General features: G+C 62.4%; 8 protein-coding genes. 3 read left to right on the top strand and 5 right to left on the bottom strand.

All coding sequences use genetic code 11. From position 1 onward, the window contains the following. Window positions 1-20 precede the first annotated feature (20 nt). Window positions 21-1,709 (bottom strand): PHA/PHB synthase family protein, encoded by a 1,689-nt coding sequence (locus K3165_RS00540; RefSeq protein WP_221546936.1) that lies wholly within the window; start codon window positions 1,707-1,709, stop codon window positions 21-23. Between the two features lie 70 nt (window positions 1,710-1,779). Next, window positions 1,780-3,087, bottom strand: coding sequence for an FAD-dependent oxidoreductase (locus K3165_RS00545; RefSeq protein ID WP_221546937.1), 1,308 nt, complete (start codon window positions 3,085-3,087; stop codon window positions 1,780-1,782). A gap of 198 nt (window positions 3,088-3,285) precedes the next feature. Between K3165_RS00545 and K3165_RS00550 the strand changes: the two genes are divergently transcribed. The 3 genes from K3165_RS00550 (at window position 3,286) to lepA (ending at window position 9,684) form a co-directional block, all read left to right on the top strand. Next, complete coding sequence (locus K3165_RS00550; protein ID WP_221546938.1) at window positions 3,286-5,490, top strand: putative bifunctional diguanylate cyclase/phosphodiesterase; 2,205 nt, start codon at window positions 3,286-3,288, stop codon at window positions 5,488-5,490. 179 nt (window positions 5,491-5,669) lie between these two features. Continuing rightward, window positions 5,670-7,811, top strand: coding sequence for a putative bifunctional diguanylate cyclase/phosphodiesterase (locus K3165_RS00555; protein ID WP_247713842.1), 2,142 nt, complete (start codon window positions 5,670-5,672; stop codon window positions 7,809-7,811). A 55-nt stretch (window positions 7,812-7,866) separates the two neighbouring features. Next, entirely contained in the window at window positions 7,867-9,684 is a 1,818-nt protein-coding gene (gene lepA, locus K3165_RS00560) for a translation elongation factor 4 (RefSeq protein ID WP_221546940.1), read from the top strand. A gap of 3 nt (window positions 9,685-9,687) precedes the next feature. Here lepA and K3165_RS00565 read toward each other — a convergent pair whose 3' ends face one another. From K3165_RS00565 to K3165_RS00575, 3 genes are all read right to left on the bottom strand, one after another. Continuing rightward, the gene (locus K3165_RS00565; protein ID WP_221546941.1) at window positions 9,688-10,083 is read right to left on the bottom strand and encodes a hypothetical protein; all 396 of its coding nucleotides are present in this window, start codon (window positions 10,081-10,083) and stop codon (window positions 9,688-9,690) included. Window positions 10,084-10,344: 261 nt separating this feature from the next. Then, the gene (locus tag K3165_RS00570; protein WP_221546942.1) at window positions 10,345-11,682 is read right to left on the bottom strand and encodes a methyl-accepting chemotaxis protein; all 1,338 of its coding nucleotides are present in this window, start codon (window positions 11,680-11,682) and stop codon (window positions 10,345-10,347) included. 82 nt (window positions 11,683-11,764) lie between these two features. Then, window positions 11,765-13,030 (bottom strand): glutamate-5-semialdehyde dehydrogenase, encoded by a 1,266-nt coding sequence (locus K3165_RS00575; protein WP_221546943.1) that lies wholly within the window; start codon window positions 13,028-13,030, stop codon window positions 11,765-11,767. Window positions 13,031-13,070 lie beyond the last annotated feature (40 nt).

Genomic DNA, 13,070 nt, shown 5'->3' on the forward strand with positions numbered 1-13,070 from the left:
CGATTTGTCCCGAATGGCCCTTAGCAGGCTTCCATAACGTACAGGCCCGGGGCGGGGTCCAGAGGCGGATATGCCTTGTTCCCCGTTTTTGCCGGTGCCTTCTTCTTGTCGCCCGAGCGTTCCTGCACCCAGTTCATCCAGTAGGGCCACCAGGAGCCCGCGACCTCTTCCGTGCCCTCGAGCCATTGGTCGGCGGTCTCGGGCAGCTTCTTCTTCGGGTCCTTCTGGATGTAATACTTTGCCTTGGGGTTACCCGGAGGGTTCAAAATCGCCTGCATGTGCCCGGAATGCGACAGGACGTAGGTGATGTCCTTCGATCCAAAGAGGCGGGTGGAGCGATAGGTCGCCTTCCACGGGGTGATGTGGTCGGTCACGCCGCCGAGTATGAAGAGGTCGCTCGTCACCTTCGACAGGTCGATCTTGTGGTCGACCATCTCGACCTCGCCCTGCTTGGTGAAGGCGAGTGTTTCGAAAACGGTCAGGAAGTCGCCCATAAGCGCGCCCGACAGATTGGTCGCATCGGCATTCCAGAACAGCACGTCGAAGGCCGGCGGGTCCTGCCCAAGCAGGTAGTTGTTGATCACGTAGTTCCAGATGAGGTCATTGGGGCGCAGCCACGCGAAGCCGCGGGCAAGATCGTCGCCCTTGATGACGCCTTTCTTGGAGGCGCGGCGGCGGGCCAGTTCGAGACCGTTCTCGCTCACCAGCGAGCCTGCCTCGATGTCGTTCTGTTTCGGGTGCAGCACGCAGACCATCAGAGTGAGCGTGCCGAGCAGGTCGTCGCCGTCGGCGGCCATCTTGCTGGCCAGCATCGAGGCGGTCTGGCCGCCCGAGCAACCGGCAGAGACATTGACCTTCTTGCTGCCAGTGATCTTGCTGACCGCCTCCATTGCCTCGCGGCAGGAGCGGACATAATCGGCCATGTCCCAGCTGCCCTGTTCCTTGGTCGGGTTCTTCCAGCTGATGACGAAGGTCTGGATGCCGTTGTCGAGCTGGTACTTCACGACCGACTTCTCCGGCGAGAGGTCGTTGATGTACATCTTGTTGATCTGCGGCGGGATGGTCAGCTGCGGGATCTCGTAGACCTCGTCGGTCGTGGGTGCGTAATGCACCAGTTCCATCATCTCGGTGCGCAGGACGACATCGCCTTTCGAGGTCGCGATATTCTCGCCCAGCTTGAAGGGCTTCTTGTCGACCTGGCTGACCATGCCCTTGTTGTTGACCATGTCGTCATAGGCATTCTTCAGGCCCTTCACGAGGGAGAGGCCGCCGCTGGTGATGGCCATTTTCTGCGCGCTGGGGTTGCCGACCAGCGTATTCGTCGGGGCAAGGCTGTCGATGATGATGTTCGAGATGAACCGCGCGCGGTCCTTTTCCAGCTCGTCCAGTTCGAGATCTTCAAGCCAGCGCGAGGCGCCTTTCTGCACCGCGAGGTAATACTGCATGCCGGCACGCATGAAGGGATTGTACTGCCAGGTCGGGTCCTGGAAGCGGCGATCCTTCGGGTCGGGCGCAAGATCGCTCTTGCCGGTCATGATCTTGATCATGTCCTCGCCCATTGCCTGGCTGTGCTTCATGAGGCGCTGCGGATCGGATGCGGTTTCGCGGAGCATGACGGCGACTGCGCCGAAGATATCCTCCCGGGTCAGACCGATGAGGGGTCCGAGGGCGCTGGTGTGCTGGGCGGCTTCATCTTCGAGCTTGGGCATCTGCGGGGAATTTCCTCTCAACTACTATTCTTTGCCTATCGAACGAGCGGCGCGGGGCGGCCGTTCCGCCTCAGCCACGTGCGGCAATCATGCTTTCGATATCGACGAATTTCTCTCTTGGCGAGCCATCGCGTGCAGCGGCGGCTTCGGCCTCCTCGATCTTCTGCCAGTCGCGGAAGGTCACGATGTCGAGCCCGCGCTGCTCTGCCAGTTCATCGAAACCGTCGCGGCCGCGCTTTCGCGAGCCGTTGCCGATGTCTTCAGCAACGAGATCGATCACTGCATACCCATCGGGCCGGTTGGTGCCGATCGTGCCCGTCGGTCCGCGCTTTGCCCAGCCGACGCAATAGAGGCCAGGCAGGATGCGCCCCTCGTCGTTGGCGAAGCGTCCCGCGCGTTCGTCGAAGGGCACGCCCTCGATCGGCGACGAGCGGTAACCGATACAGGTGATTACGATATCGGCGGGAATTTGATAGGTCTCGCCGGTGCCGACGGCGCGCCCCTTCTCGATGGTCGTCCGCTCGACCTCGACTGCCTTTACCTTGCCGTCATCGCCGAGGAAGGCGTTGGGGTTGGCGAAGAAGTCGAACCCGATGGTGATCGGCGTTTCGCCGTGGATACTCTCGGGAATGGCCGCGAAATCGCGCAGCAGGGTGACCGATTTGCGCAGGCCCGGTTCGAGGATAGCGTCATCCCCCTCGGGTGGCAGGTCGTCCTTTTCGACCTGCGGACTGGCACGTTCGAGATGCATGAGCTCGCCCAGCTCCTTCGGCGTCATCATGATCTGGTGCGGGCCGCGTCGGCCGAGGATGGTGATGGTCTCGAGATTGGAGCCCTTCAGCGCATCGAGCGCATGGCTCACGATGTCCGACCCTGCGAACTCGGCCTCCGTCTTGGAGAGGATGCGCGCGACGTCCAATGCGACATTGCCCATGCCAACGACCACGGCGTGCCTGCCGGATAGGTCGGGCGCGAGCGAGGCAAACTGCGGATGGCCGTTGTACCAGCCGACAAAGGCTGCGCTGCCGATGACGTTGCCGAGGTCTTCGCCCTCCAGCCCGAGCTGGCGGTCATGCGGTGCGCCGGTCGCGAAGATCACGGCGTCGTAGAGTTCCTGCAGGTCACCGACCGAAACGTCCTTGCCGACTTCGACATTGCCGACAAATCGCACGTTGTCGGTCAGGGCGGTCTTTTCATACCGCATCGAGACCTTCTTGATCGACTGGTGATCGGGCGCGACGCCGGTGCGGATCAATCCGTAGGGGACGGGCAGGGTATCGAACACATCGACCCTCACATCATCGCCCCACAGCTTTGCCGCAGCCTCGGCCGTGTAGTATCCGGCCGGCCCCGATCCGACGATGGCGATATGGCGCATGAAAGGCGTCTCCCCCGCAATTTCCAGCACAATGCAGCGACCGGTTGCGCGAGGCAAGCTTAGAGACTCCCGCATACGCTGGATTGATATGGTTATGCGTTTGGTAAGGGTTTCCACGTATGCGCTCTCCCAGTGCCAAAAGGCACATGAATTCGGGTCGCGAAATCAGGGGCGCTAGGGTCGAGGAATATGGGAGCCATGGGCGGATTCTTTAACAGGAGTGCGCGCTCTTCACGTGACGGTGACGGGCAGCGCGAGGCTCCGCTGGTTCCGATCCTGCCGACCGATCACGAACGCCGTGTCGAACTTCTCGACAGTTTCGAGAATGCGGGTCTCGGCTGGTTCTGGGCGACCGATGCTCATGGGCGCCTGATCTATCTTTCGCAAAACGCCATCGACAAGCTCGGTCTGGACGAGGGCGAGACGCTGGGCAAGCCGCTGACGGACCTCTTCGTGCCATGCCGCATTACCCGCGACGAGAAGGCGGAACAGCAGGACAGGCCGCTCACCTTCTATCTCGCAGCGCGCAATTCGATCTCTCAGCTCCAGGTCCGTCTCGCGCTCCCCGATCACGAGGTCTGGTGGGAGATCGCCGGGAAGCCCCAGTTCGACGAGCGCAATGAGTTCACCGGCTATCGCGGCAGCGCGAAGGACGTCACTGTCACCCGGGAATCGCAGAAGGACGCCGAAAGGCTGTCGCAATATGACTCGCTGACCGGTCTTTCGAACCGCCACCGCATGAAGAAAGAGCTGACCGCAAAGCTCAAGGCTTACCGCAGCTCGAAACGCGTTTGCGCGCTCCTGATGCTCGATCTGGACCGCTTCAAGCAGGTCAACGATACGCTCGGCCATCCGGCTGGGGATGAATTGCTCAAGCAGGTGGCTGCCCGGCTCAATGCCATTCTTGAAACTCGCGGTGAAATCGGCCGTCTGGGCGGTGACGAATTCCAGGTGATCCTGCCGGACATCGATGATCGCGGAGAGCTCGGCGATATCGCCGCCCGCGTGATCCAGATGCTGGCGCAGCCCTATTCGATCAACGGTTCGCGCGCGATTATCGGCGTTTCGCTGGGCATTGCGATCGCACCATACGACGGGCTTGAGACGGACGATCTCGTCAAGGCAGCCGACCTTGCGCTCTATGCAGCAAAGGGCGGGGGACGCGGTCAGTACCGCTTCTATTCAAGTGACCTCGAGGAAGGCGCGAAATTGCGCCGCCTGCTCGAGGAAGACTTGCGCGACGCGCTGGATCGCGACGAGTTGACGATGCACTACCAGCCGATCGTCAAATCGGACACGTACAACGTTGCCGCTTTCGAATCCCTGATCCGCTGGGAGCACCCGGAACGTGGCTTCGTTTCGCCCGAGGAATTCATCGCGGTTGCCGAAGATCTCGGCATCATCAACCAGATCGGTGAATGGGCTCTGCGCAAGGCCTGCATGCAGGCCGTCGAATGGCCGGTCGATCTTCGGGTCGCCATCAATGTTTCTGCCACGCAGTTCGTGCAGGAGGGCTTTGTCGATCAGGTAAAGAGCGCGCTGCAGGCCTCGAAGCTCAAACCCGAACGGTTGGAGCTCGAGATTACCGAAAGCGTCTTCATCGGCGATGCCGCGCAGACCCAGAAGACCTTCCTCGAATTGAAAGAGCTCGGCGTTCGACTGGCACTGGACGATTTCGGGACCGGCTATTCTTCGCTCAGCTATCTGCAGCACGCGCCGTTCGACAAGATCAAAATCGACCAGAGCTTCGTGCGCGGCGCTACCGATCCGGACAACAACAACGCCGCTATCATGAGCGCCATCGTTGGTCTTGCCGATGCGCTGAACATGGAAACCGTTTGCGAAGGCGTCGAGACGAAGGACGAGCTCAAGCTCGTGACTGCTCGCGGCGCGACGCATATCCAGGGATACCTTTTCTCGCGCCCGATCCCGCACGAGGAGGCGATCGAAAGCCTCTCCAAAGGAGACCTCAAATACGAACCGCGCGGACCGGAACGTTCGCGTTCGGAACGCAAGACGGTTTTCCGTACGATCGGCGCCATTCACGACGATCACCGCTATCAGGTGGTGCTGCGCAATATCTCCAAGACGGGTGCCCGGATCGAGGGGCTGCTCGACGTACCTGTCGGAACGAATTTCGTGCTCGACTTCGGTGCCGGTCAACTGGCCGTGGCGGTAGTGCGCCGTTCGTCCAAGCAAACGCAAGGGGTCGAGTTCGAGACCCCGCTCATCAGCGACGGTGCCGATGGCTTCTGCACGCGCCACCGCGTCTCGCCCTACGCGATCGAGGCTGCCGGAAGGCCGCTCTCTGCACTGCCGCAGGACGCTTATGGCATGCTTACGGGGGAAAGTGGCGGCCGCTCCATTCCGGCATTTGCCGAAGCGAAGGTCGTGAAGCCCTGATCACCTCTTCGGCATGCTTCCGAAAGCGCCCGGCGTTAGTCTAAAAATAACCATTTCTCGCTAGGCCAGATGAACCAAACTGGCTTTGACGAGGTCTAGCGAACATGGGGGCCATGCCCTTCACCGAATTCTTCAAAGGCCGCAAAACGTCCGATTCCTCGCATGGACCGGACGCGATAATGCCTCTCGCACCCGAGTTTTCGGGTGAAGAGAAGCTGGCCATTGTCGAACAGCTCGAAAGCTCGGGTGTTGCCTGTTTCTGGGCGACCGATGCCAAGGGCATGCTTACCTACCTCAGCCCGGCCATTTTCGAAGCGATGGGCCGCCAGGCCGCCAATGCCTTCGAGATTCCCTTTCAACACGTCTTCGCCCCCGTGGCGGGTGATGGCGATGCGCGTTCGCTGGGTCTGAAGCTCGGTACGCGAAAGAGCTTTTCCGGCCTTACGGTCGAAACCGGTGACGATACATCGGACCTCGTGGTGCGCCTTTCGGGTCGCCCGATGTACGACAAGGCTGGGGACTTCCTCGGCTTCCGCGGAACCGCCAGCGACATCACCGACGAATTCCGTGCCGAGGAGGAGGCAAGCCGCCTCGCCAAGTTCGATTCCCTGACCGGCCTCGCCAACCGTCACCGGATGGAACAGCGCATCGATTCCACGCTGCAGACCTTCCGTAGCGCCAAGCGTGCAGCTGCGCTGATGATGCTCGACCTCGACCGGTTCAAGCAGGTCAACGACACTCTCGGTCATGCAGCTGGCGACCAGCTTCTCCAGCAGGTTGCCGAACGGCTGAATTCGGTCGTCGCGGGTCGCGGCGAAATCGGCCGACTTGGTGGTGACGAATTCCAGATCCTCATCCCCGACATGGACGACCGCGGCGAACTGGGCGAGCTCGCGAAGAAGATCATCCAGATGCTCTCGCAGCCCTATTCTGTCGAAGAAGGGCGCTGCTCCATCGGATGTTCGGTTGGCGTTGCGATCGCGCCTTACGACGGCCTCGAACGCGAAGACCTTACGCGTGCCGCCGACCTCGCGCTTTACGCCTCGAAGAACGGCGGCCGTGGCCAGTTCCGCTTCTATGCTGCCGACCTCGAACACGAGGCAAACCTGCGCAAACGCATGGAAGAAGACCTCGCCCAGGCCATCGAGGCGGGCGACTTCAAGCTTGAATACCAACCGTGCGTCGCGCTCGATTCCAACAAGGTCGTCGCACTCGAAGCACAGTTCTGCTGGGAAGACGAGGACCGGGGTCGTGTGCAGCCGGAAACCTTCGTCCCGGTGGCAGAGGGCAGCCGCCTCATCATTCCCATCGGCGAATGGGCCCTGCGCAAGGCCTGCGAGCAGGCCAAGGACTGGCCCGAAAGCCTGCGCCTCTCGATGAATATCTCTCCCGTCCAGTTCGAGGCCAACGGCTTCGTCGAGATGGTCGAGAGCGTGCTAGAGGAAACCGGGATGGATCCGGCGCGCCTCGACCTGGAGCTCAACGAATCCGTCCTTCTCGGCGATGCCAGCAAGGTCGACGCCGCCCTTGGCGCCCTTTTCAAGCTTGGCGTGCGCCTGACGCTCGACCAGTACGGTACGGGCCTTTCTTCGCTCAGCTACCTGCGCCGCGCACCGTTCAATTCGCTCAAGATCGGGGCGAACTTCTTCGAGCCCGTCATGGGCAACGATCTCGGGGACATGGAGCTGGTCCGCGCAGTGGTCGCACTTGCCGGCGCCATGGGCATGGAAACGGTCGCCAACGGCGTCCACGCGATGGACCTGATGGCCGAGCTGAAGAAGATCGGCGTGAGCCATGTGCAGGGCTTCGTTTTTTCCGAAGCGATCAGCCACGAGGCGGTCCTCGAAGACATCGCGAACGGCGACTGGACGCTGGAGCCGACCGATCAGGGCAGCCAGCGCGCAAGCCGCCGCACGGTCTTCCGCAAGATCGGCCTGATCCACGAAGATCACTATTACGACGTGACCCTGCGCAACCTCTCGCGTTCGGGTGCCATGATCCAGGGCCTCGAGGACGTGCCTGTCGGGACGCAGTTCGTGCTCGACTTCGGTCAAGGCCAGCTGGCTGTCTGCACCGTGCGCCGCACGATGGATGACACGCAGGGCGTTGAATTCGAACAGGAACTGGTCGACGACGGGGCAGGGGGACTGTGCACCCGCCACCGTGTCAGCCCGTATGAACTGGCCGCCGCCGGCGCTCCGCTCACAGCACTTCCGCCGGGCAAGTACAGCCAGGCACCCGAGGCTGCGCCGGGCAGCTATGCGCAGTTCAAACTCTCGTCGAATGCACCCAAGCAGGGCACCGGTCCGCAAGAAGGATAGGCGCACGCGCTTTGCTGCTGACAGGGCGCAAACGCGCGGCTAAAGGGCGGTCGCAATGACCGACCTTTCCAAGATCCGTAACTTTTCGATTATCGCCCATATCGACCACGGCAAGTCCACGCTTGCCGACCGGTTGATCCAGCATTGCGGCGGCCTGACCGAGCGCGAGATGTCCGAGCAGGTGCTCGACAACATGGACATCGAGAAGGAGCGCGGCATCACCATCAAGGCGCAGACCGTGCGCCTTAACTACACCGCGCGCGACGGCGAGACCTATGAGCTGAACCTCATGGACACGCCCGGCCACGTCGACTTCGCCTATGAGGTCTCCCGCAGCCTCGCCGCCTGCGAAGGCGCGCTGCTGGTGGTCGACGCCGCGCAGGGCGTGGAAGCCCAGACGCTCGCCAACGTCTACCAGTCGATCGAGCATGACCACGAGATCGTGCCCGTCATCAACAAGATCGACCTGCCCGCCGCAGAGCCCGACAAGGTCAAGGCGGAGATCGAAGACATCATCGGCCTCGACGCATCGGATGCCGTCCTCACCAGCGCCAAGTCCGGCATCGGCATCGAGGACACTCTCGAAGCCCTCGTTGCCCGCATTCCCGCCCCCAAGGGCGACCGCGATGCACCGCTCAAGGCCATGCTCGTCGACAGCTGGTACGACCCCTACCTCGGCGTCGTCATCCTCGTGCGCGTGATCGACGGGGTCATCAAGAAGGGCCTCCAGGTCAAGTTCATGCAGGGCGGCACGCAGCACCTGATCGACCGTGTGGGCGCCTTCACCCCCAAGCGCGTCGACCTGCCCGAAATCGGCCCCGGCGAGATCGGCTTCATCACCGCGCAGATCAAGGAAGTCGAACAGGCCCGCGTCGGTGACACGATCACCACGGTGAAGGGCGGGGCGGAAAAGGCGCTGGCAGGCTACAAGGAAGTCCAGCCCGTGGTCTTCTGCGGCCTCTTCCCGGTCGACGCCGCCGATTTCGAGAAACTGCGCGAAAGCATCGGCAAGCTGCGCCTCAACGATGCCAGCTTCAGCTACGAGATGGAAAGCTCCGCCGCGCTGGGCTTCGGCTTCCGCGCCGGCTTCCTCGGCCTGCTGCACCTCGAGATCATCCAGGAACGCCTCAGCCGCGAATACGACCTCGACCTCATCACCACGGCCCCGTCCGTAGTCTACCGCGTCCACCTCGCCCACACGAAGAACGAGGACGCCGCCGTCGTCGACATCCACAACCCCGCCGACTGGCCGGACGTAAACCGGATCGACGCGGTGGAGGAACCTTGGATCAAGGCGGTGATCTACACGCCCGACGAATACCTCGGCGCGATCCTCAAGCTGTGCCAGGACCGCCGCGGCATCCAGACCGACCTCACCTATGTCGGCGGCCGCGCGCAGGTGACCTACGAGCTGCCGCTGAACGAGGTGGTGTTCGACTTCTACGACCGGTTGAAGAGCATCAGCCGCGGCTATGCCAGCTTCGATTACGAGCAGATCGGCCTGCGCGAAGGCGACCTCGTGAAGATGAACATCCTCGTCAACAATGAGCCGGTCGACGCGCTATCGCTGATCGTCCACCGCTCGGTCGCCGAAGAGCGCGGCCGCGGCATGTGCGAGCGCCTGAAAGACCTCATCCCGCGCCACCTGTTCAAGATCCCGATCCAGGCCGCGATCGGCGGCAAGATCATCGCCCGCGAAACCATCGCCGCCCTGCGCAAGGACGTCACCGCCAAATGCTATGGCGGCGACATCTCGCGCAAGAAAAAGCTGTTGGAAAAGCAGAAGAAGGGCAAGGCAAGGATGCGCGAGTATGGCAATGTGAGCATTCCGCAGGAGGCGTTTATTGCTGCGCTGCGGATGGGGGAGGAGTAGAGACTACTTCACCGGCTGCGCTACGAACTCCCCTGTTTGCTCATCAAGGCGGGTCAAGCGCATCACAACGTCCGGATCAGGTTCGCGCTGCTTGATCGCACGTGGAATGGCTTTTGTGTCGACCGCAGTCAGGCGCACTACCCGAAACTCCCCATCGCAATGATCGCGTGCGTGGATCAGGTCCTTGATGCGGAAGCGATTGCCGATCTGGGTCTTCCAACGATCGACCTTGGGGTGGCCGAAAAAGTCGACTGACCCATCGGCAGCGATCTCATCGCCCCAGAGAGTAACGACTACTGTCTTGCCATCTTTGCTGACCGCTGACCAAGACCATCGCGGGTTTCGGATCTCTGCTCCGAAAAAGGCATATGAATCCGTGAGGGTTGAAGTTTTCGGCATTGCGCAATGATCCCGGTCAGATTTGGCTCTTTGCCTACCTGCGCGCGACTCGGCTGCGATTGCAAGTGTGAGGGCTTCGCACGTTTCCTTCAGAGACCTCACCGGCTACGCCCTCGGTCCGGGCAATCGATTCCACCCCAAGAACCGCGCAATCTCGCGCCTTCGGCCCCCAAATCGAAGAGCAAAACTTTTCCGCCCTAGACCGTGTTCCATCCGTTCCACCCTGTAGGACGGCGGCATGGTTGAAGCGGCGGACCCGGCCTAGGCTGCGATGTCGCGGAGGAAGTTGGCGACGGCTTTGTCGAGGTCGATGAGGTGCTCGTTGACGTTGCCGAAGGCCTTGTCGACGAGGCTCGCCTGTTCGTCCACGGCCTCGGCATTGCTCTTAATGACGTTGACCGTGTCGGCCATCGCGCGGGCGGTCATGGCGGTTTCGTCGATCATGCTGGCGATCGTGGTGACCTGGCCCGTCTGTTCCTGCATAGTGCGCTCGAAGGCGTCGCTCGAGGAGCTGACGGCGCCGATGTGATCGGTGATCGAGCGGTTGGCCTTGATCGTGCGGTCGCCCGAGGCCTGGATCTCGGCAATGCGGCGGACGATGTCGTCGGTCGCGCTTTCGGTCTGGCGGGCGAGGGCTTTGACTTCCTCTGCCACCACGGCGAACCCGCGGCCGGCATCGCCTGCGTGAGCGGCCTCGATGGTGGCGTTGAGGGCGAGCATGCGGGTGAGGTCGGCGACTTCGCGGATGACGTCGACCACATGGGCGACTTCGCGTGTGTCCTTGCCGAGTGCGTCGATGACTTCGCTGGCATGCTGGGCCTGTCCGGCGGCATCTCGGCTTGCGCGGCTGATCTCGCCGACGGAACCGCGCACGTTCTCGATGCTCTGGACGAGGTCGCCGCTTTCGCGCGCGGCATTGCCCATGACCTGCGCCGACTGTTCGGCGGCGGCGGCGATCTCGACCGCGTTGTCGACGAGGCCCTTCGTGGCGCTCTTGGCGCGGCTTGCGAGCTTGCCGATGGCGGCGGAGCGGCGGGTGGTCTGCGCGACGAGTTCGGCGATGGAAGACTGGAACTGCGCAGCGATCTCTGCGCGGCGCGATTCCTCGATACGCCGGGTGATGCGATTGAGGCGGGCTACCATGAGCTCGGCCGTCATCCGGTCGATCGCGCCGAGGACGAGCATGCGGGCTTCGCGGTCTTCCTTGTCGGCTGCGTGGGCGCTCGCAAGCTGCGATGCGCGGGAGAACACGTGGTGCAGCACGGCAACCACGCGATAGGGCACGGCGCCGTTCTCATGCGTCCAGTTACCGACGGTGGCAGCGGCTTTCATCCACATTTCGTCGACCGGCTGCGTGAGGCGGTTGACCATCCACTCGCGGAAGATCGCACAGGTGCCGTCGATGTCGCAGCTGGCGGAAAGGTGATCGCTGTCGCGCATGTTCAGCAGGGCAGGCTTGAGCGGCTCGAGGATCCAGTCGACCTCGCCAACGATCTCTTCGCCGATCCGCGCGAGCAGCTGCTTCTCGTCCGGACCGATCCCGAAAGCGTCGAGACGACCGTTCACTTCGATACGGTTCTTGCCAGTATTCGCAGCCATGCGGCCAGAGCCCCCAAATTCGTTCATTCGGGGGCTCTAGCGCGAGGGATTTACCTTATGGTTAACGAGATTTTGCGCTCACTTACGGGCGCGTCTGACCATTACCGTGCACAAGGTATTTGAAGCTGCACAGCTGTTCGAGTCCGACAGGACCGCGGGCGTGCATCTTGCCGGTCGCGATGCCGATTTCCGCGCCCATGCCGAATTCGCCGCCGTCGGCAAACTGCGTGCTGGCGTTGCGCATGACGATCGCGCTGTCGATCGAGGTCATGAACCGGCGTGCGGCCTCGTCGTCCTCGGTCATGATCGCGTCGGTGTGATGCGAAGAGTGCGTGTCGACCCAGTTGATGGCTTCGTCGAGGCCATCCACGACCTTCACGCTGGCGATCGGATCGAGATACTCGGTGTTCCAGTCGGCATCGGTGGCGGGCCTGATGCTGCCATCGATAGCTACTGCTTCCTCGTCACCGCGCAGTTCACAGTCGCTGCCCATGATCGAGGTGAGGCGCGGAATGAATTCCTTCGCCACGGCCCGGTCGACCACGATGCTTTCGGTGGCGCCGCAGACGCCGGTGCGGCGCAGTTTTGCGTTGCGGATGACTTCGGCGGCCTTGTCGAGATCGGCTGCTTCGTGGACGTAGCTATGGCAGTTGCCGTCGAGGTGGAGGAGCGTGGGGACGCTTGCCTGGTCCCGCACCAGTTCCACCAGTCCGCGGCCACCGCGCGGGATCACGAGATCGACGAACTCATCCGCCTTGAGGAGGGCTGCCACGGCTGCACGGTCGGTCGTTCCGACCGTCTGCACGGCGTTTTCCGGCAGACCTGCAGCCTTGAGGCCTGCACGCATGCAATCGACAATCACGCGGGTCGAATGGCGGCTTTCGCTGCCACCGCGCAGGATCACGGCGTTACCGCTCTTGAGGCACAGCGCACTGGCGTCCGCGCCGACATTGGGGCGGCTCTCGTAGATCATGCCGATGACGCCGATCGGAACGGCGACGCGCTGGATGGTGAGACCGTTGGGCCGCTCGAACGTGGCGAGCTCGCGTCCGACAGGATCGGGCAGCTCGGCGATTTCCTCAAGCGCGCCGGCCATGCCTTCAATGCGGTCTTTGGTCAGGCGCAGGCGGTCGATGAAGCTTTCGGGTTTCTTGCCCTCGACGCTCTTCACGTCTTCGGCATTGGCTTCGAGCAATTCGGCAGTCGCGTCACGCAGGGCCTTGGCAGCTTCGCGCAGGGCAGCGTTCTTGGCGTCCGTGCTGGCGGACAGGAGGCCGCGTGCGGCGTCGCGCGCATTGCGGCCCAGCGTTGCTACGTGGATCTGCGGATCAAGTGTCTGGTCGTTCATAAAATCTCTCTGATGTTTCTTGGGGACGGGAGGCGCGACA

The sequence above is a fragment of the Qipengyuania xiamenensis genome, from assembly GCF_019711495.1.
GTDB classification, from domain to species: domain Bacteria; phylum Pseudomonadota; class Alphaproteobacteria; order Sphingomonadales; family Sphingomonadaceae; genus Qipengyuania; species Qipengyuania xiamenensis.

Coding starts and splice junctions, on each gene's coding strand:
- K3165_RS00570 (WP_221546942.1), bottom strand. CDS start 11,682: ATGGCTGCGAATACTGGCAAGAACCGTATCGAAGTGAACGGTCGTCTC.
- K3165_RS00545 (WP_221546937.1), bottom strand. CDS start 3,087: ATGCGCCATATCGCCATCGTCGGATCGGGGCCGGCCGGATACTACACG.
- K3165_RS00540 (WP_221546936.1), bottom strand. CDS start 1,709: ATGCCCAAGCTCGAAGATGAAGCCGCCCAGCACACCAGCGCCCTCGGA.
- K3165_RS00565 (WP_221546941.1), bottom strand. CDS start 10,083: ATGCCGAAAACTTCAACCCTCACGGATTCATATGCCTTTTTCGGAGCA.
- K3165_RS00575 (WP_221546943.1), bottom strand. CDS start 13,030: ATGAACGACCAGACACTTGATCCGCAGATCCACGTAGCAACGCTGGGC.
- lepA (WP_221546940.1), top strand. CDS start 7,867: ATGACCGACCTTTCCAAGATCCGTAACTTTTCGATTATCGCCCATATC.
- K3165_RS00550 (WP_221546938.1), top strand. CDS start 3,286: ATGGGCGGATTCTTTAACAGGAGTGCGCGCTCTTCACGTGACGGTGAC.
- K3165_RS00555 (WP_247713842.1), top strand. CDS start 5,670: ATGCCTCTCGCACCCGAGTTTTCGGGTGAAGAGAAGCTGGCCATTGTC.